14 protein-coding genes are annotated in these 18149 nt (G+C 71.6%); 7 read left to right on the top strand and 7 right to left on the bottom strand.

The window, feature by feature from the left end:
• Window positions 1-47: 47 nt before the first annotated feature.
• The 4 genes from A3IC_RS0133685 to A3IC_RS0133670 all read right to left on the bottom strand — a co-directional run bounded on the left by A3IC_RS0133685 (window position 48) and on the right by A3IC_RS0133670 (window position 6596).
• A complete protein-coding gene (locus A3IC_RS0133685) occupies window positions 48-1412 on the bottom strand; it encodes an ABC transporter substrate-binding protein (RefSeq protein ID WP_158696199.1) in 1365 nt (454 codons plus the stop codon).
• A gap of 385 nt (window positions 1413-1797) precedes the next feature.
• Window positions 1798-4275 carry a serine/threonine-protein kinase gene (locus A3IC_RS62990; RefSeq protein WP_020554487.1) on the bottom strand — a complete coding sequence of 826 codons (2478 nt, stop codon included), beginning with the start codon at window positions 4273-4275 and terminating at the stop codon, window positions 1798-1800.
• A 144-nt stretch (window positions 4276-4419) separates the two neighbouring features.
• Window positions 4420-5577, bottom strand: coding sequence for an acyl-CoA dehydrogenase family protein (locus A3IC_RS0133675; RefSeq protein WP_020554486.1), 1158 nt, complete (start codon window positions 5575-5577; stop codon window positions 4420-4422).
• On the bottom strand, window positions 5577-6596 hold the full coding sequence (locus A3IC_RS0133670; protein WP_026219058.1) for an acyl-CoA dehydrogenase family protein: 1020 nt from the start codon (window positions 6594-6596) through the stop codon (window positions 5577-5579). Before A3IC_RS0133670 ends, A3IC_RS0133675 begins: the two co-directional genes overlap by 1 nt.
• A gap of 289 nt (window positions 6597-6885) precedes the next feature.
• On the opposite strand from A3IC_RS0133670, the gene A3IC_RS0133665 reads away from it, so the two are divergent.
• The 3 genes from A3IC_RS0133665 to A3IC_RS0133655 all read left to right on the top strand — a co-directional run bounded on the left by A3IC_RS0133665 (window position 6886) and on the right by A3IC_RS0133655 (window position 9471).
• Entirely contained in the window at window positions 6886-7956 is a 1071-nt protein-coding gene (locus A3IC_RS0133665) for a hypothetical protein (RefSeq protein WP_020554484.1), read from the top strand.
• 385 nt (window positions 7957-8341) lie between these two features.
• Window positions 8342-8797 carry an ATP-binding protein gene (locus A3IC_RS0133660; protein ID WP_040877594.1) on the top strand — a complete coding sequence of 152 codons (456 nt, stop codon included), beginning with the start codon at window positions 8342-8344 and terminating at the stop codon, window positions 8795-8797.
• Between the two features lie 437 nt (window positions 8798-9234).
• Window positions 9235-9471 (top strand): DUF397 domain-containing protein, encoded by a 237-nt coding sequence (locus A3IC_RS0133655; protein ID WP_020554482.1) that lies wholly within the window; start codon window positions 9235-9237, stop codon window positions 9469-9471.
• A 49-nt stretch (window positions 9472-9520) separates the two neighbouring features.
• Here the strand turns inward: A3IC_RS0133655 and A3IC_RS0133650 are convergent, their stop codons facing one another.
• Complete coding sequence (locus A3IC_RS0133650) at window positions 9521-10387, bottom strand: helix-turn-helix domain-containing protein (RefSeq protein WP_026219056.1); 867 nt, start codon at window positions 10385-10387, stop codon at window positions 9521-9523.
• 485 nt (window positions 10388-10872) lie between these two features.
• Between A3IC_RS0133650 and A3IC_RS0133645 the strand changes: the two genes are divergently transcribed.
• Complete coding sequence (locus A3IC_RS0133645; protein WP_020554480.1) at window positions 10873-12270, top strand: SWIM zinc finger family protein; 1398 nt, start codon at window positions 10873-10875, stop codon at window positions 12268-12270.
• On the top strand, window positions 12267-15080 hold the full coding sequence (locus A3IC_RS0133640) for a DUF6493 family protein (RefSeq protein ID WP_020554479.1): 2814 nt from the start codon (window positions 12267-12269) through the stop codon (window positions 15078-15080). Before A3IC_RS0133645 ends, A3IC_RS0133640 begins: the two co-directional genes overlap by 4 nt.
• 99 nt (window positions 15081-15179) lie before the next feature.
• On the opposite strand, the gene A3IC_RS0133635 is transcribed toward A3IC_RS0133640, so the two are convergent.
• Window positions 15180-15851: an O-methyltransferase gene (locus tag A3IC_RS0133635; protein WP_020554478.1), complete on the bottom strand. Its 672-nt coding sequence runs from the start codon at window positions 15849-15851 to the stop codon at window positions 15180-15182.
• Window positions 15852-15854: 3 nt separating this feature from the next.
• Window positions 15855-16727, bottom strand: coding sequence for an arylamine N-acetyltransferase family protein (locus A3IC_RS58010; RefSeq protein ID WP_020554477.1), 873 nt, complete (start codon window positions 16725-16727; stop codon window positions 15855-15857).
• A gap of 303 nt (window positions 16728-17030) precedes the next feature.
• Here A3IC_RS58010 and A3IC_RS0133625 point away from each other — a divergent pair, with 303 nt between their 5' ends.
• Window positions 17031-17396: an ankyrin repeat domain-containing protein gene (locus A3IC_RS0133625; RefSeq protein ID WP_026219055.1), complete on the top strand. Its 366-nt coding sequence runs from the start codon at window positions 17031-17033 to the stop codon at window positions 17394-17396.
• A gap of 77 nt (window positions 17397-17473) precedes the next feature.
• The gene (locus A3IC_RS0133620) at window positions 17474-18142 is read left to right on the top strand and encodes a hypothetical protein (protein ID WP_020554475.1); all 669 of its coding nucleotides are present in this window, start codon (window positions 17474-17476) and stop codon (window positions 18140-18142) included.
• The last annotated feature ends 7 nt before the right edge of the window (window positions 18143-18149 follow it).

Here is an 18149-nt window from a genome sequence, read left to right as displayed (position 1 = left end):
TCTTACGCCGTGTGGGTGACCCGGACGGTGGGTCACCCACACGACGATCAGAGCTGGGTGTCCTTGTCGAAGGTGGCAGCGATCATGGCGTCCGCGCTGCGCCCGGCCGCGCTCGGGTCGAGCCCCTTCGCCAACACGTTCTCGGCGAAGTCCTTGAGCGGTACCGCCGACCAACCGGGCGCCTGCGGGTAGGGCCGGCCCTGCCCGAGCGCGACCAACGTGGCCGGCCGCATCACGTTCGTGCTGCCCGAGGTGGTGGTCAGGCCGGCCAGGGCCGGCACCGTCTCGTTCTCGTTCGCCCACCGCTCCTGCCAGGTCGCCGAGGCCAGCACCCGCAGCATGTTCACCGCGCCCGCCGGGTGCGGGGTCTTCGCCGACACCGCCAGCACCCCGCCCCACACGCCGACCGCTCCGGGCTTGTCCGCACTGAGGCCGGGCATCGGGAAGGCACCCAGGTTGCGCGCCGTCTCGGGGGAGGAGCGCATCAGTTCCGGGAAGATCCAGTCGGGCTGGATCATCATCGCCGCCTTGCCCCCCGCGAGCACGGCGGTGACCCGGCCTGCCGGGTCCTTGAGCTCCTCGACGTCCTTCGGCGCGGTCGAATACGCCTGGAGCTTCCGGTAGAAGGTGATGCCCGCGCGGCCCGCCGGGCTGCCGAGCCGTCCGGCCCAGCGCTCGCCCTCGCGCACGGCTATCTCGCAGTCGTCCTGGTACAGGCACGCGGTGATCGTCGGCCACGCCTTGCCGACCATGTGCAGTGCCTCGAACTTCGGGTCGCTCGCGTAGTGCTGCTTGAGCTTGTCCAACTGCGCGATCCACTCGTCCCGAGTGCGCGGCACGGTGAATCCGGCCGGGTCGCACAGCCGCTTGTCGTAGACCACCACCGGTGCGTACACGTCCATCGGCAGCGCGTACAGCCTGCCCTCGAACGTGCATGCGGCCCGGGCCGCCGGATGCCAGGCATCCACGTTCAACCGGCTCGCGTACGGTGTCAGGTCGAGCAGGTCCCCGCGCCGCACCCGACGGGCCAGGGTGAAGGTCTGCTCCAAGAAGATGTCCGGGCCGTTGCCCGCGGTCAGCGCGGTGTCCAGCTTGCGACTGTCGATCATCTCCTGGACCTCGGTGCGGGCGGTCCCGAGCGGATCCGCCTTGACCAGCGCGGCGGCCAGGTCGGCGTTCGTCCTGGCCTGGTCGACGCCCGGGGTCAGCGGCTTCTCCAGCCACAGCGTGAGCGTGTACGGGCCGCTCTCGCCGGTGGGCGCCTCCGGAGTGGGCGGGACCGGGGGTGCCGGCGCCGGCGTGGTGGGCCGCGGCGTCGGTGTGGGTGCGGCGCCCTTGTCGTCGCCGCGGGTGAGCAACCACGCGGCGACGCCGCCACCGGCCGCGACGACCGCCGCGACCGAACCGGCCACGACCACCTTGCGCCGGGACGAACCGCCACCACCGCCGGGTGGCGGCGGAGTTGGCCCCCAGCCGGGCGGAGGCGGCACGTTCGGATACTGCGGCGACGGGCCGGCCGGATACTGCGGTATCGCGCCGCCCGGGTACTGCTGCGGCGGCGGCCCGGCCGGATGTTGCGGAGGCGATCCGGCCGGGGGCTGCGGGGGCTGCGGGGGCGGCGGCACGGCCATCGGCGCATGGGTGGGCCGAGGGGGCGGGTAGGCCGATGCGCCATCCTCCGATGACACCTGCGGGTCGTCGTTCCACGACGGCACTGTGCGGCTCCTCCGGTTGGCGGGATACGGATGTTCCGCAAACCCTAGGGCGCGCGCCCCGCGCTGCTGATCGGGAGATCCGTCAAGCCGGCGGTGACACCCCGAACTCGCGCGCCACGATCGTGTTCGCGGCGGCTGCCGCGGCCAGCGGATCGGTGCCGGCAAGGGTCTGCTTGGACAGCTCGACCAGCGGGCGCTCGGACCAGCCGGGGGCGACCGGATACGCCCGCCCGCCCACCGGCAGCGCGGTGATCGAGGCCGAAATCATCGGATTGTCCGGCGGCAAGGCCCGGTCCAGGCCGGTGCGCACCGGGACCAGTCGGCCGTCGGTCGCGATCCGCGAGCGCCAGCGCTCGGTGGCGATCAGCGCCAGCAGTTCCATCGCGGCCTCCTTGAACAGGCTGGAGGCCGACACCGCGAGCACCGTGCCGCGCACCCCGACGGCGGCCGGCTTGCCCGCCGTCCGACCCGGGATCGCGAACGCGCCCAGCACCGCGCGCAGCGCCGGATTCGCCGCCACCACCGCGTCGTACAGCGCCGAATCGGCGATCGCAGACGCGACGTTGCCCTTGGCCACACGGGTGACGATCGCCGGGTCGTCGTTGCCCACGCCGACCGCGTCCGGCGCGTAGGACTGCAGGTGACGGAAGAACCTGGCCCCCTCCACCGAGCCGGGCAGGTCGAGCGTGCCGCGCCACGCGTCGCCCTCCTGGACCGCGATCGTGCCGTCGTCCTCCCACACGCACGAGCCCAGGATCGGCCACGCACCGCCGGGTACGTACAGCGCGCGGTAGTCGGGGTTGCTCGCGTTGGCCAGGCGCAACTTCTCCAGGTCCGCGACCCAGGTCACCCGGTCGGCGGGTATGCCCACCTGTGCGGCCTGGAACAGCCCCTTGTCGTACAGCACCACCGGCACGTTCGCGGCCAATGGCAACGCCATGATCCGGCCGGCGGAGGTGACCGAGGCGCGCACGGCGGGGAACCAGGTGTTGGCGTCGAATCGGCTCTGATGCGGCGTCAGGTCCATGATCAGGTCGGCCGCGTTGAACCGGGCCAGGGCGAGCAGGTCCAACTCGAACACATCCGGCCCGCGGCCCGCGCGCAGTGCCTGCTCCAGAGCCTGGGTATAGCCGGCCCTGGACTGGAGCCGGCTGCCCAGCCGGACTCCGGAACCGCTCTTCCCGAACTCCAGGCCCAAGTCGCCGAGCAGCGCGGCGGGCACCAGGTTCTCGGTGGTCCAGACGGTGAGTTCCTGCACCGAGGCGTGCGTGCTCGGGCCGGCCGAGGCGACCGGACTCGGCGGCGGCACGGGCTTCTTGGGCGTGGCCTTGGGCGAGTCGCCGCCTCGGCTCAGCGCCCAGGCCGCCACCGCGCCGCCGAGCACCGCGGCGCCGGCCGCGACGCCCAGGAAACCGCGGCGGGACTTGGCCCGGGTACCGGACCGACGGGTGCGGGAGGAGGCCGCCGCGCGTGTGGGCGGCGCGGCGGGCTCGGGTGCGGCGGCCGGCTCCGCCGGGGTCGCCGCCTCGGCCGATGCCGGTGCCGCCGCGGGTGCGGCGTCCGCCGCGGCGGAGGCTGACGCCGAGGCGGCGGGCGCGGACGCGGTCGCGCTGCCGGGCGGCGGGGCCGGTACGGTGCCCGGCGCGTACGGCTCGCTGCCGGGCATCGGCTCGGGCGGCTCCCACGGATTGGCCACCCGTTCGGCTACCCACGCGGCGCCGGCCGCCGGCAGCCAGGTCGGCCCCGGGGTGCCGGCCGCGACCCGGACCACCTCCTCCGGAGCGGGCCGGTGCGCGGGGTCCTTGACCAGGCACGCGGCGATCAGGGTGCGCAACGACGCGGGCACGTCGCCGAGTCCGGGATCACCCTCGGCGACCCGATCGGCCACCGAGCCCGCCGCGCCACCCCGATCGAAGGGGCCCACGCCGGTCGCGGCGAACGCGAGCACGGACCCGAGCGAGAACACGTCGCTCGGCGGACCCACCGTCAGATCCCGGACCTGCTCCGGCGAACGGAAACCGGGGGAGTCGAGCACGGTGCCGATCACCACGCCGTCGGCGGTCACCGACGAGCCGGCCGACCCGTGCGCGATCCCGAGCCCGGGCAACCACGGCCCGTCCGGGCCGAGCAGCACCGAACCCGGGTCGAGTCGGCCGTGGTGGAGCCCGACCGCGTGCAATCGGCCCAGCGCGGCCGCGAGTTCGCCGGCGAGCACGCGCAGCGAATGGCCGGGCAACGGGCCGTGCCGGCGCACCGTCTGCTCCAGGGTCGGGCCCGGGAGGTGGGTGGTGGCGTACCAGAGCTGACGTCCGGTGGTGTCGGCGTCCAGGATCACCGCCGTGCCCAGGCCGGGCAACCGCCGGGCAGCGTCCACCTCGTCGCCGAAACGGGCCCGGAAGGCGGGATCACGCCCGAGGTCGGCCCGGATCACCCGCACGACGACGGGTGTGTCGTCGGGGGCGGCCCCCAGATAGGTCCGAGCCGTGGTCCCTTCGCCGAGCCGGCCCACCAATCGGTAGGCGCCAACGCTCGAAGGGTCCTCGTCGTGCAGCGGCCGCATGGCAGAAACTCCGTTTCGCTCACCGGTGTGAACGGTGCCGAAGTCTGCCATGAAGCGGCCCACGCTCCGGCCACCCGTTCGGCCGCCCGCCATCCGAGCCCGTCATATCGGTGGACGCCGGGCACCACACCACCGGCGCCCGCCCTAGCGAGCCCGCGGCAGTCCCAACCGGTGCTCGGCGATGTTGTTGCGCTGGATCTCACTGGTTCCGCCGTAGATCGTGGTCACCGGAGCGTCCCGAGCGGCATGGTCGACGAACCACGCGTCCCCGGGCTCGCCGAGCAACCCCTCGGGCCCGGCCATGTCCAGGCACGCCTCGGCGGCGCGGTTGTACGCCTCGCTCGCGAACAATTTCGCGATCGAGCCCTCGGTCGTCGGCAACCCGCCCGCGCTCGCGATCAGCGCCGGTCGCAGCGCCAGCAGCGCGGTGATCTCGTTGTCGATCGCGATCCTGGCCAGCCGCTTGCGTACCGAGGTGTCGTCCATCGCCCCGCTCTCGGCCGCCCACCGGGTGAATCGCCGCAGCAGCGACACACCCTGGTTCATGTTGCCGAACACACCGCGCTCGTACGCCAGCGCCACCTTCATCACGCCCCACCCGCCGTCGACCTCGCCCAGCCGCCAACGGTCGGGCACCCGGACGTCGGTGAAGTAGGTGATGTTGGTACGGTCTCCGCCCATCGTTTGCACCGGCTGGAAGGAGATGCCCGGCAGGTCCATCGGCACCAGGAACATGGTCAGTCCGCGATGCTTGGCCACGTCCGGGTCGGTGCGGGTCAGCAGGATCACGTAGCCGGCCTCGTGCACGAGCGTGGTGAACATCTTCTGCCCGTTCACCAGCCACACCGGCTCGTCCTCCGGGTGGCCCAGGACGCGCTCCGCCCGAGTGGCCGCCGCGGCCACGTCCGAGCCCGACCCCGGCTCGCTGTAGCCGAGCGCCGCGATCGCCTCGCCGCGGTGGAACCGGGGCAGTACCTCGGCCAGATGGAACGCGCTGCCGATCTGCTCGACGATGCCCGCCACCAGCATCGTGTTGGCCAGCCCGAAGAACGGTGCGTCGGCCAGCCCGAGTTCGTCGAACAGGACGTACAACTCCAACGGATCACGGCCGGTGCCGCGCCCGGGCCCGGCCATGCCCTCGGCGATCACCCCGGTCGCGGCGAGCGCGCGATGGAACTCCCAGTCGTGGAAGGTGCCGGTGCGCCGGGCCCGCTCGATCATGTCCTCGGTCAGGTGCTCCGCGACGAACGCCCGGATCCAACGTCGGAACTCCTCCACCGACTCCTTCGGTCGAAAGTCCATCAGCTGCTCCCCACAGGTCCGAAGAGGTCGTCGGCCAACCGCTGGTACTCCTCGTCCGGGTCACCCAGGACCAGCGGCCAACCCCGTGCACGGCGGAAGTAGAGCTGGATGTCGTATTCGAGGGTGACCCCGTATCCGCCGTGGAAGTGCACCGCGCGATACGTCGTGGCGCGGGCCACCTCGGTCGCGGCCAAAAACGCCATCGTCGCCAGCCGGCCGGCCTGTGCCGGATCGCCCTCGTCGGCACACCACGCGGCCCGCGCGGCCAGCAGTCGGATCCCGTCCACCGGCCCGACCAGATCGGCCAGCCCCTGTTGGACCGCCTGGAACGCGCCGATCGGCTTGCCGAACTGCTCGCGCTCCAGCGTGTACGCCACCGCCAGCTCCAACGCCCGCTCGGCCAGTCCGGCCAGCGTGGCCGCCGTATACAACTGCCACTCGCGGCGCAACATCGCGAAGCGCCGCGCCGCCTCGTCACCTCGGGCCAGCACCACCCGACCACCGCGGTCGTCACGCACGTACCGGTCGGCGAGCGGCGCACACGCGTGGTTGACCGGCGCGGTCATCGGCGGTTCGCCGCGCACGGCGACCAGTTCGTCCTCGTCCAGGGCCACCACGACGTGCGCGACCGCGCCGCCGGGCACCAGGCGGGCCAGCCCGTCCACGGTCGGTCGCAGCGCGGGTGCCACGATCAACGTGCCCTCGGCCGCCTCGGCGCACCACGGTGTGTCGACCAGCAGCGGGGACGCGGCCAGATGCCCGCTCAGCGGCACCGGCGCCAGGACCCGGCCGGCCTCGTGCAGGAGCAGGGTCAGGTCCGAGCGGCCGGCTCCGCCGCCGCCGACCCCTTCGGGCAGCGCCATGCCGGGTGCGCCCATCGCCGCCAGTCGCCGCCACAGGTCCGCCGCGAAGCCGAGCGGCTCGGCCGCGCGGACCACGGAAATGGGGCATCGATCCGTGAAGAACTCCGAAAAGGCGGTTCGTACCGCCTTTTGATCTTCCGTCGGTTCAAGATCCACCGGCGACCTCCGTTCACACCTCGCCGCTCGCACGAGCCGGCGGGCGCAAACGTAGCCCTTGACGGTGGACCGATCCATGGCATCGCCCGCCCGGGAGAGCGATGTGCCGGAGATCTCGATCCCATGACATTACTTGCCAGTAGCTGACTGGCGGGTTGCGCTTTGCGAAGATCGGCTGCCCGAGTGACAAACAACGAGAACAGGTGCTTTCCGCCGTGCGGGTCCCGGGTGATCGAGGTGATCACCCATACGATCCGAGGAATAACGGAAAGCGAAGGGAGAACCCGCTGTGCGTGCATACCGCCACGTGGCGCTGGTGCTGATCGCCCTGCTGGGTGCGGCCCTGATCATCTTCCCGCTGGCCGCCGGCCTGCCGAAGAAGACGCAGGCTGTCGACGATCTGACCAATGACTTCCGCCCGGCCTTCACCCCGGCCGCGATCGCCCAGAGCCGGACCGACCTGGTCACGATGAACGAGATGCTCGCGCAGCTCCAGGCGGAGACGCTGCCGGGCCTGGCGAAGCAGGCCGGGATCGAGACGCCGGCGCTGATCAATCTGATGGGCGTGACCGCACCCGAGGTGGGCAAGGGCCTCAAGGAACTGCCCACGATCATGCCCCGGTTCAACAAGCTCGCGGGCACGATGGAGGCGCAGGCCGGGAACTTCCGCCAGGCCGACGACATTCCGACGGCGGACGCGCCCAACACCGCGGTCACCTACCTCTATCTGATCCCGGGCATCGTGTTGCTCGTGGTCGGCGCGGGCGGCCTGCTGTTCTCCCTGGTCGGCAACAGGGTCGTGCTGAGCACGGTGTGTCTGTCGCTGGCGGCCGTGGTCGGTCTGGGCATGGTGGTCGGCGTCTTCGCCACCGGGGTGATCGGCAAGACCAAGGCGTCCGAGAAGATGTTCACCGCTTTCCGGCCCACCTTCACCGACGCCGGATACCAGCAGGCGCACAACGACCTGGACACGCTGGGCAAGATGGCGGTCGGGATGAAGACCAAGTCGCTCCCGTCGATGGCCGCACTGCTGAAGAAGCCCACCCCGCAGTTCACCGCCGAACTGGCCACGCAGTACCCGAAGGTCGGCAAGGGCCTGGTCGAGACCGACCGCATCCTGGCCAAGTTCAACGCCCTGGTGGAGAACATCGGCGCGAACATCGACACCTTCGAGAACGCGGACAGCATCCCGGACGAGGACACCGAGGTCTCGGTCATGCCGTGGCTGCTGTTCGGTCCGGGTCTGGCGGTCTTCCTGGTTGCCGGCGCGGCACTGGTGATCCAGTTCACAGGCCGCGGGAACGGCTCGGACGACCAGGCCCGGGAGGCCCCCCGGCAGCCGTCGGGCGCCTCGGCCTGAGTGCTCGAACGGGCACGATCGGGAGTCGGCCGGCCAAGGCATGCGTAGCTTGTCCGGATTATTCCCGAGGTATGGCCAAAAGAAGGAAAAGACCGGTTCTCTGATATGTCCGAGAACCGGGCGTAAAGCGACCCTTGGTCGATCGAAATGCACGTGCATCGGCGTGGTGCAGACGCAGAAATCGTCGATGCACGTGCATCCGGTCTTGCAGTTGGGGTCGGCATCCTCATAATGAAGTGTGTGCATGTGCACGCGCATGTGCATGGACGCTCTGTGAGGCGAGTCCTCTGGCGGCGTTCCCAACAGGCCGGGGACCAGTACCCGCTCGGAGGCACGGATGACCGTCGCGAGTCCCGCAGGGTTCCGGACGTCGACGTTTCAGTGGATGGAGCCTCTGGCCGGGGATATGGGCCCTACATCCGATATCGCGATACAAGCTCTCGCCGCCCGTCGCGAGTCGGTCAAGGCCGCTCGGGACTTCACGCAGTCGGTGCTCGCCGGCTGGGGCGCCGCGTGCCTGGAGGACGACCTCGCGCTGGTCGTGTCCGAGCTCGTCACCAACGCGCTGTGTCACGGACTCGGCGCCGGCCGTGACGATGCGGCCGACGTCGCGCACAATATCCAACTCGCGCTCCTGCGCAAGGGTGAGCGAGTGATGTGTGCGGTTCAGGATCCCGGTGAGAGCCTCCCCGAGGCCCAAGCCGGTGGCGAGGACGAGGAATCCGGCCGAGGGCTGTATCTGGTCGGCTGCTTCAGTGATTCGTGGGGCTGGTTCCCGCTGGACGGTATGGGCCGGCGCACCGGAAAGGTCGTCTGGGCGATGTTCGAGATACCGGCCTGACAAACACGGTCCGCAGTGAATGGACCGCATTGCGTTGCAGGCTTAGCGTTGCAGCTTTGCGGAGAGTTCTAATTCACATTCGCCGGCGGCAACCGAATGCAGCGGTATCCAAGTTAAGGTTGCGAAGCGTTTACCCGTCGATCCTTCGACGGGTTTTCTGCATTCTTACGCCCGTTTCGTCCCCCGTCGCTTAAGCAGCTTTTACGCTTCCTTTGAAACCTTGAGGAATGCATGAGCCCTCCCGTGTGAGTGAAGTCGGGCTGCGCTATCATCACCGTTGTACGCTGCATATGCATGGTCAGATGCACGTGCATGCGTAAGTCGGACCGGTTTTGGAAGAAATTGCGACGGACCGGGACGAAGGAACGACACGTGCCGCAACCGGGGGGCGGGCGACCGCCGTCGGGTCGCTCGGCGAGAGGTCCAGGAGAAGCGTCATGCAGGCAACGCACAACGGGGTATCGGCGACCGCGCTCGACGGGGTCACCTGGCAGAAGAGTCGCCGGAGCAACTCGCAAGGCAATTGCGTGGAAATGGCTGCGCTGCCGGACGGCGACGTCGCGGTCCGCAATTCGCGCCACCCCGACGGGCCGGCGCTGATCTATACGCGCGCCGAGATCGAGGCGCTCATCCTCGGGGTCAAGGACGGGGACTTCGACAACCTGCTCGCGTGAAAGCCCGCCCGGGTCGCTCCGCCCGGGTGGGTCCACACGTCGACCCGGGTCAGTTCTCCTTCAGGATCCGCTGAAGCAGATCCACACTCTTGTCCGGCGGCATGCCGTCCACGCTCAACCGGTCCATGACCTCGGTATACGCGTCGACCTCGTCGCGTTTGTCCAGATAAAGCGCGCTCGTGAGCTGTTCCAGGTAGACCACGTCCGGCAGGTCGCTCTCCGGGAACCGCAACAACAGGAACGGGCCGCCCTCGGCCGCGTGCGCGCCGAACCGGAACGGCATGATCTGGATGGTGACGTTCGGCAGGGCGGCCATCTCGATCAGGTGCCGGACCTGATCGCGCATCACGTCCCGACCGCCGATCGGGCGCCGCAGAGCGGCCTCGTCCAGCACGACCCACAACCTGGGCGGCTTGTCGCGGTACAGGATCGACTGTCGCTGCATCCGCAGACCCACCCGACGGTCGACCTCCGCCGCCGACGCGGAGGGCTGACCGGCGATCACCACGGCCCGCGCGTACTCCGGGGTCTGGAGCAGGCCGGGCACGAACTGCACCTCGTAGGTGCGGATCACCGAGGCGGCCTCCTCCAGGCCCACGTAGACCTGGAACCAACTCGGCAGGATGTCGTTGTAGTTGTGCCACCAGCCCTGGGCGTTGGCCTCCGCCGCGAGGCCCAGGAGCGCCGCGCGCTCGGTCTCGTCGCCCACGCCGTACATGGTGAGGAGATCAGCCACGTCGCGCTCCTTGAAGCTGACGCGCCCCAGTTCCATTCGACTGATCTTGGATTCGGAGGCGCGGATCTCGTATCCGGCCTCCTCCCGCGAAATCCCCTTCGCTTCGCGCAGACGGCGAAGCTGGGAACCGAGGAGAATACGGCGAACCGTCGAGCCGCTCCCCGGCTGCGTTGCGGGCATCTGCTACCTCCGGCTGAATGGACCAGCGCATAGTATGCCGGCGCGTTGCCACGCGTCCTCGGATCATGGTTACAACAGCACTCTCTTGACGATGTGCCACCACCCACCCGAGTCGTACACGTGCCGCGGTTCCGCCGCTCATGTTCGGGCCCCGGGCCCCAGCCGCCCATGCTCGCACAGGTGATACCACCTAATCGATGCCGCGGCACCGCGAATCCCCCTCTACTATCGGGTAATCCGGATGTTTGCGACGAACGAGCGGGCCAATACGCACGCTACGCGCGCAACCAGTGACTCGTGTCGTATCCACCCCCGTGCGGGTGACCCGTGGCGCGCGGACGCAGGCCGCCCGGACGGGCGCCCGGAGCACCCGAGTCGGCGGCGAAGTCGACGCGCAAGCTCACCCGTTCGTGTCAGCGCGCCGGCCGAACAAGCCCCCCTCGGGCCGACTCCCGCTGTCGGACGGGATGTCTACCGTTTTTCGCATGTCCTCCCCGGTGCACTCCTTCACCTATCTGCGGTCGTCCACCCTTGCCGCCGTCGACGGCGAACGCTCACTCGGCCTACAGACCTGCGGCGGCCTGAGTTCGCACGGCCTGAGCCCCTTCCCGCGCTTCTTCGACGGCTTCCTGACCGCGCCGGAGGCGGCCGCGGGCGGGCTGCTCGCGGTGGCCGACGTCGCGTCGGCGCGCTACCACCAGCCGATGCGGCCGGGCCTGCTCGACCCGGTGGTGACCGGCAACGGCGACCGCCTGCGCTTCGAGTCGTTCTCCGCGTGCTGCGGCGTGCACGCCCGCCTGGACGTACTGCCCGCCGGCATCGACGGCGAGATGTTCGGCACCGGCACCACCAACGTGGACGTCAACGCGCCGCTGCGCGAGGCGCTCGCGAAGGTCGGCGGCGCCGATCCGCTGCACCTGGCGGTCGGACCCGACGACGTGACCGTCACCACCTTCGACGGCCCGGTCGTGGAGAAGAAGGTTCCGCTGCCCGAGCGCTGGCTGCGCGGCTTCGCCGAAGTCCAGGTGATCTCGGCCGGGTTCGACCTGCGCGCCGAGCTGGCGGCGGGCGAGGCGGTGCGGTTCCTGCGCGCGCTGCCACGCGGCGCCAGGCAGCCGCTGTGGGCGGTCCCGGCCGGGCGGTCGCTGCGGCTGACCGCCCGCCCGCTGCCCGGCGCGGTGTGTTTGCCCGGGCCGGACCGGCTCGGGGCGCTGACCCGGCTGCTGCGCCACGCACTCGCGCTGCGGGTGTACGGACCCGCCGTGCACGCGCGCGGCGCCGCGGTGTCCTCCGCGTGGGAGATCGAACTGCCGGGCATGCGGCTGACCTTGACCCTGTCCCCGGACCCGGCTCGGGGGTTCTCCGGCGAGGGCGCCGTGCTCACCGGCCTGGCCGCCGACTCCGGCGCCGCGGACGCCGACCTGATCTCGGCCCTGCTGGCCTGGGAACCCCGGGTCGAGGTGGGCGAGTTGGCCGCGCGCTCCGGGCTCGGCGCCGACCGGGTGCGGGCCGCGCTGGTCCGGCTGGGCACCGGGGGCCGGATCGGCTACGACGTCGCCGAGGCGGCCTACTACCACCGCGAGCTCCCCTACGACACCGGCAGCGTGGAGCGAATGAACCCGCGCCTGCGGGACGCCCACGCCCTGGTGGCCGCGGGCGCGGTGACGCTGACCGGGACCGGCGAGAGCGCGACCGTGCGCAGCGGCGAGCAGACCTACGGCCTGCGACTGGCCGGGGCGGGCAGTTGCACGTGCCAGTGGTGGGCCGAGTATCGCGGTGGACGCGGGCCCTGCAAGCATCTGCTCGCCACGCAGATCGTGCGCGGTCGGGCCGCCGGCGACCCGACCGCGACGGCCCCCGCAGCGCAGGAGGCGAACCGATGACCGGGACCGAACCGAGGACGACCGGGAGCGAGAGTCCCGCCGGGACCGAGCCGCCGACCCGGGCACCGCTCACCTGGGCACAGGTACAGGTGGCCCTGCACGAGCAGGACCGGGCGGCCGGCGACCCGGCGCCGATCCTCGCCCTGTTCGCCGGACGCACCGAGGCCGAACGCCGCAAGCTGCTGCCGCAGTACAAGGAGGCGGTCCGCTCGCTCCGGGACACCTCGCGCGGCCTGCGCTCGCTGCGCTACGTCGGCATCGCCTGCCTGGGCGGCCCGGCCGGGATCGCCCAGTGGCTCTCCCGCGAGGACATGACCCGGCCCACCACGACCGACGTCGACGAACGGGCCGTGCACACGCTGCTCGCCGAGCGCAACCCGGCCTGGACGGCGGAGATCGTGCGGCGGCTCGCCGCGAAGATGCCCGTGGACCCGTGGGACAACCAGTGGGCCGTGGCGGACGCCCTGGTGCGCGGCAGCGGTCTGCCCACGCCGACCACGACCGGCTTCGTGGTCCGCTGGGTGGCGAAGGTGGGGCAGGAGAGCACCGGAGCCGCCGGGCGCACGCTCACCGAACGACTGCGCGAGGACCCCTACTTCACCGACCTGCTGCCCGCGCTGTTCGAGGTCGCCGGAGTCGGCGCACACCTGGAGAATCACGAGTCCCTGAAGCAGGCCGGGTCGCCCGGCTGGGGCGCCGCGCTGGCCGAACTCGCCGACGCGAAGGTGATCGAGCGGGACATCGTCCTGGACGGCTGTCTCTCCCGCCTGCTGCGCGGCGAACGCCCGAACGCACTGCGCGCGTTCGTGCGCATGCACGACGCGATGGCGCCCACCGACGACGAACTCGCCGCCCGTGTCGACTCCTACCTGCGGTTGCTCCCGGACGCACCGTCACCGGTGGCCGGGACCGCCCAGGAGGTGCTGCGCCGGCTGGACGCGGCAGGTCGGTTGGACGCGGAACGGCTCGCCGAGGCGAGCCGGTCGGTGCTGTTTCGGAGCGAGAAGAAGTTGGTCCGCAGCCAACTCGTCTGGCTCGCCCAGTCGATCGAACGCCACCCGGACCACGCGGGCACCCTGTTGGCCTGTGCCTGCACCGTGTTCGGGTCGACCGCGGTCGACCTCCAGGAGCGGGCACTCACCCTGATCGCCAAGCGGGTCGGCCCGTTGGCCCCGGACCAGGCCGCCCTCGTGCACGACGAGGTGCGTGCGCGACTGCCGCTGCTGGGCGAGGCGCTGCGCCCGGAGGCGGCGGCCCTGATCGGCGAGAGCGTGGCCGCCGAGCCCGATCCGGCGCCGCCGCTCGCGCCGCCACCTCCGCGCGAGCTGCCGCCGCCGATCGCCTCGCCGGCCGAACTGGTCGAGGAACTGGCGGTGTTGTTCGCCCGCACCGCGAACCCGTGGGTGGATCCGCGTGGCCGGGCCACCGACCCGCTCGCGGTGGAGCGGATCGTCTCCGCGATGCTGCGCGAACACGCCCGCGACCGCGAGGCGTTGCACACCGCGCTGCTGCCGCTCACCGAACGGCACGGACACATCATCCACCAGCACTGGTTCATTCATCAGGTGCAGGGTGCGGTCGGCGCGATGGTGGCCGCCGCCACCGGCTACGGCGGTTCCCGCTCCGGCTGGTTCCGCAGCCTGTTCGGCAAGGGCACCGAGGCATCCGATCACGAGCTGATCCCCGGCGCCAAGGTCGATGTCGAGCGACTCGAACCCGCGCAACGCTTCCTGCTCGCGCGCCTGTACGAGGTGGGCACCCGGCTGCGTCTGCCACGCAGCGGCCCGTACCTGGCCGAGATCGCCGACGCGACCGGCTTCGTGGACCCCCACGCCCTCGTGGCGGGCCTGGAACAGTGGGAAGCCTCCGGACACACCCCGTGGCGTCGGGACGTCGACCAGGCGCTGCTGCGGCTGCCCGCCGACGTCGATCCCGTCGTGGCCGCCCGGGCCGGCCGGCTCACCTCGCCCGCCGGGCTGCGGGTGGCCGCGGTCCTGGCCGCCGGCGGGCCGCCGGCCGCGGTCGTCGGGCGGCGGCGCTTCGACCGGATCCACCGCGAGTTCTCCAACCGGGACCGGGGCTGGGTGCACTTCGACGGCCCCCTGGCCTCGGTCGCCCCCGGCGATCGTGAGCTGCTGCCCAAGAGCGCGCTGATCCTGTACGACCTGGCCGACCCGGGGGCCGCCGCGCGCGGCGGTGGCCGGTCCGAGAACACCGAGCCGGACCTGCACTGCTGGCCGCTGGTGTTGCCCCGGGACCGGGACGCGCTCGCCGCGCACGTGGCGATCCGTACCCAGCGCGCGATCGACGGGAGCTGTCGAGGCGCGGAGATCCTGCCCGCCCTGGCCGAGTCGCACGGCCCACTCGGACCGGGCATGTCGCTCGCGCTGGCCTACGCGCTCGGCGCCCGAACGGCCGAGGACCGCGCCGCCGCGGTGGACGCGGTGGTGACCCTGGCGGCCCGGGGCGACGCGTGGGACACCGCGGCGCTGGGCCGCGACATCGGCGAGGCGGTGCGTACCCGAGGGCTGAAGACCACCCGGGTGGTCACCTCGTTGCAGGACGCGGCCCGGGCGGGCGCGGGGCGGGCGGTGTGGGGCGTCATGAGCGGCTTGCTGCCCGATCTGCTCGCCGGTACGAAGCACACCGGCCTCGCGGACGCCCTGGCGGTGGCCGCGGAGACCGCCGCGAGCGGCGGTGGGCGGGCCGGGTCGATCCCGGGGCTGGACGCGCTGGCCGACCGGAAGGGGAGTTCGCGGGCGGTCGGCGAGGCGAAGCGGTTGCGCCGGCTTCTGGCCGACCGCGGCTGAGTACACGCCGCATGTCCACCGGACGGGCCGAGCGGGCCGGGCGGGCCGGTGAAGCCACAGCGGCCGGACGGGTCGAGAACGGCCCGTCCGGCCCTTGGATCACAGTTCGTTGAGCTCCTTCACCCGGGCCAGGGTGATGCCGTCCGCGACCGGAAGCATCACCGGTTCGACCCTCGGGTCGGCCTTGACGTGGGCGTTGAACGCGGCCACCGCCTCCGGCGTCGGGTCGCCGCTCGGCTTGAGGACCAGGCCGCTGAAGAGCACGTTGTCGACGATCAACAGACCGTTCGGCCGCATCCGCGGGACCAGCGCCTCCCAATAGGAGATGTAGCCGTCCTTGTTCGCGTCCAGGAACGCCAGGTCGATGTGCGGGTGCGAGGGCAGCGCGTCCAGCGTCTCCAGGGCCGGGGCGATCCGCAGGTCGATCCGGTCGTCCACGCCCGCCTCGCGCCACGCCTCGCGGGCGATCGCGGTCCACTCCTCGGACACGTCGCAACACAGCAGCCGGCCGCCCTCGGCCAGGCCCTTGGCGATGCACAGCGCCGAATAGCCGGTGAACGTGCCGACCTCGACCGCGACCCTGGGCCGGATCACGCCCGCCAGCAGCGTCAACAGCGCGCCCTGTTCGGCCGGCACCTGCAATCCGGCGAACCGGCCCATCTCCCGGGTCCGTTCGATCACGCCGCGCTGAACCTCGTCCGGCGCGAGCGAGTGGTCCAGGAGGTAGTCGTACAGCTCGGCGGTGACCTGCACCTGCTTGTCGAAGGACATGGCTCAGCTCTCCTCGGGTCGCGCGGCGGATTCGGGGCGCCGGGGCGCTTCGCCGGGCGCGGGTGGTTCGGACGGCGCGGGGAAGGCCGTGTCCCAGGGCAGCAGCAACCCGAAGTCGCGGACCAGGAGCCGCAGCACCTCGTGATCGTTTGTCAACTCGCGTTCCTCCCGGGACCCGTCGCTGTGCACCACGGTCAGCAGTCGGCCGTCGATGTACGCACGCCGATGCGGGCCGCTGCACTGCACCCGCAGCGTATTGCGGAACGGCGAGCGCGGGTGCGTCGCGATGTACCAGTTGGCCATCTCGAAGTCGACCGACTCCCGGCGCTCCAGGGTGAACGAGTACACCGTGAACCAGCCGTCCTCGCCGTACACGGTCTGCAGCAGCCACAGGTCCCGCTCGCGCACCAGCCGGTAGCGCCAGGCCCCCTGCGGACTGGCCACGCCCGGCAGCAGCGGCAGCGGCTCCAACAGGCCGCCGCTGCCGAAGCCGACGTCGGCGATATAGGGGTGCGCCTCGCCGGGCACCTCGACCGAGAGCAACATGTGGGTCATCGGGCGGATCGTGTCCGTACCCATCCGCACCCGCGCGGCCAGCCGGGTGACCCGAAAGCCCAGCGTCTCCAGCACGGCGGCGAAGAGCAGGTTGTGTTCGAAGCAGTAGCCGCCCCGCCCCTGGCGGACCAGCTTGTCCTCCAGATCGGCGAGCTCAAGCGAGGGCACCCCGCCCAGGAGGACCTCGACGTTCTCGAACGGGATGCCGACCACGTGCGCCAGGTGCAGCGAGCGCAGCGTGGCCCAGGTGGGTGCCCGCTCGCCGGACCAGCCGGTGCGGGCGAAGTAGGCGTCGAGGTCGAGGTGGTGCGGATGGCGCACGAGCCGTCTCCTTGGGATCCGGGGGCCACGATGGCACCGATTCTCACACGCGCGCCTCGGCCGGCGACGCCGTTGCCCCGGCGCGCCACCCGATAGGTTCGGATCCGGTCGGGCCGGTGTCGGCTCGACCGTCACACCGGCACGTCGTCGTGTTCTCGGAGATCGATCGTGAGCGAGCAGCAGCAGCAGCCGGGGCAGCAGGACGAGCGGGACGAGCGGGACGAGCGGGACGAGCGGGACGAACAGGCCGAACAGGCTGAGCAGGACGAGCAGGACGAACAGGCTGAACAGGACGAGCGGGCGATCGAGGAGTTGGCCGGGCGACTGTTCGAGGCCGCGCGCACCGGTGACGCCGAGACGCTCGGCCGTTACGTGGACGCGGGCCTGCCGGCGAACCTGGCCAACGACCGAGGCGACACCCTGCTGATGCTCGCCGCCTACCACGGACACGCCGACGCGGTTCGCGCGTTGCTCGCCCGCGGCGCGGACCCGGACCGGGCCAACGACCGCGGACAGACCCCGCTCGCGGGCGCCGTGTTCAAGAGCGAGCGCGAGGTGGTCGCGGCGCTCGTGACCGCGGGCGCCGATCCGGACGCGGGCACGCCGAGCGCGCGCGAGGCCGCTCGGATGTTCGGCAAAGAGGACATGCTTTCCGCGACCGGTGGGTAACAAAATTATGACTTTCCGTCAGTTCCCGCCTGCGCCAGGGACACCCGGGCGGGAGGGCCCGGGGGGAGGCGCGAACGATGTCCGACCAACCCGCGATACCGCGACTGGACCCGGACGAATTCCCCATCGGCGCGGGCCTGCTGCACCTGCGCTCGGATCTGCCCGAGGCGCTCGACGGCACGTTTTCCCCCTGGTGCGATCGGCATCACGACGATCTGCTGCGGATGCCCGGCTTCCGGCGGGCGCGCCGCTTCGTGCTGTGCGGGGCGTTCGGCAACGGTGAGGCCGAGGCCGGGCCGCCGGCGGCGCGCTACCTGACCGTGTACGACCTCAAGCACGTCGGGGTGCTCGCCGCCGACGGCGGCGACCTGCACGACACCACCGGTACACCGCTGCCGCCCGAACTCAGCGGCGCGGTCACCTCCTCACGCCTGGACTGCCGGGAGATCCGCCGCTGGCCCAACGTGTCGGCGAGCCGGCTCTTCCCGGCCGGCGACAAACTGCTGCACCTGACCGCGCACGGCTCGGGCGCGGCGATGGGGCGTTGGCTGCACGAGGAGGCGGTCGCCGAACTGCTGCGCTCACCCGGCGCGGTGGGCCTGCGCTGGTTCGACGCGGGCGAGGGTCTGCACGTGGTCCTGTGCGAGGTGAGCGGGCCGATGTGGCCGCTTCCACCACACGTGCCGGCGGACCTGGGGCCGGCGGTGTGGAGTGGGTATCGGCAGGTTTATTTGGGGGGTGGGTGAGGGGGGG

It is taken from the genome of Embleya scabrispora DSM 41855 (assembly GCF_000372745.1).
Classification (GTDB): Bacteria; Actinomycetota; Actinomycetes; order Streptomycetales; family Streptomycetaceae; genus Embleya; species Embleya scabrispora.
This window is presented reverse-complemented; position numbering and strand designations above follow the sequence as displayed.

Excerpts from the sequence above, each read along its gene's own strand:
- A3IC_RS62990 (WP_020554487.1), bottom strand. The coding sequence starts at position 4,275 with ATGCGGCCGCTGCACGACGAGGACCCTTCGAGCGTTGGCGCCTACCGA.
- A3IC_RS0133675 (WP_020554486.1), bottom strand. The coding sequence starts at position 5,577 with ATGGACTTTCGACCGAAGGAGTCGGTGGAGGAGTTCCGACGTTGGATC.
- A3IC_RS0133660 (WP_040877594.1), top strand. The coding sequence starts at position 8,342 with ATGGAGCCTCTGGCCGGGGATATGGGCCCTACATCCGATATCGCGATA.
- A3IC_RS0133655 (WP_020554482.1), top strand. The coding sequence starts at position 9,235 with ATGCAGGCAACGCACAACGGGGTATCGGCGACCGCGCTCGACGGGGTC.
- A3IC_RS0133650 (WP_026219056.1), bottom strand. The coding sequence starts at position 10,387 with ATGCCCGCAACGCAGCCGGGGAGCGGCTCGACGGTTCGCCGTATTCTC.
- A3IC_RS0133645 (WP_020554480.1), top strand. The coding sequence starts at position 10,873 with ATGTCCTCCCCGGTGCACTCCTTCACCTATCTGCGGTCGTCCACCCTT.
- A3IC_RS0133640 (WP_020554479.1), top strand. The coding sequence starts at position 12,267 with ATGACCGGGACCGAACCGAGGACGACCGGGAGCGAGAGTCCCGCCGGG.
- A3IC_RS0133635 (WP_020554478.1), bottom strand. The coding sequence starts at position 15,851 with ATGTCCTTCGACAAGCAGGTGCAGGTCACCGCCGAGCTGTACGACTAC.
- A3IC_RS0133620 (WP_020554475.1), top strand. The coding sequence starts at position 17,474 with ATGTCCGACCAACCCGCGATACCGCGACTGGACCCGGACGAATTCCCC.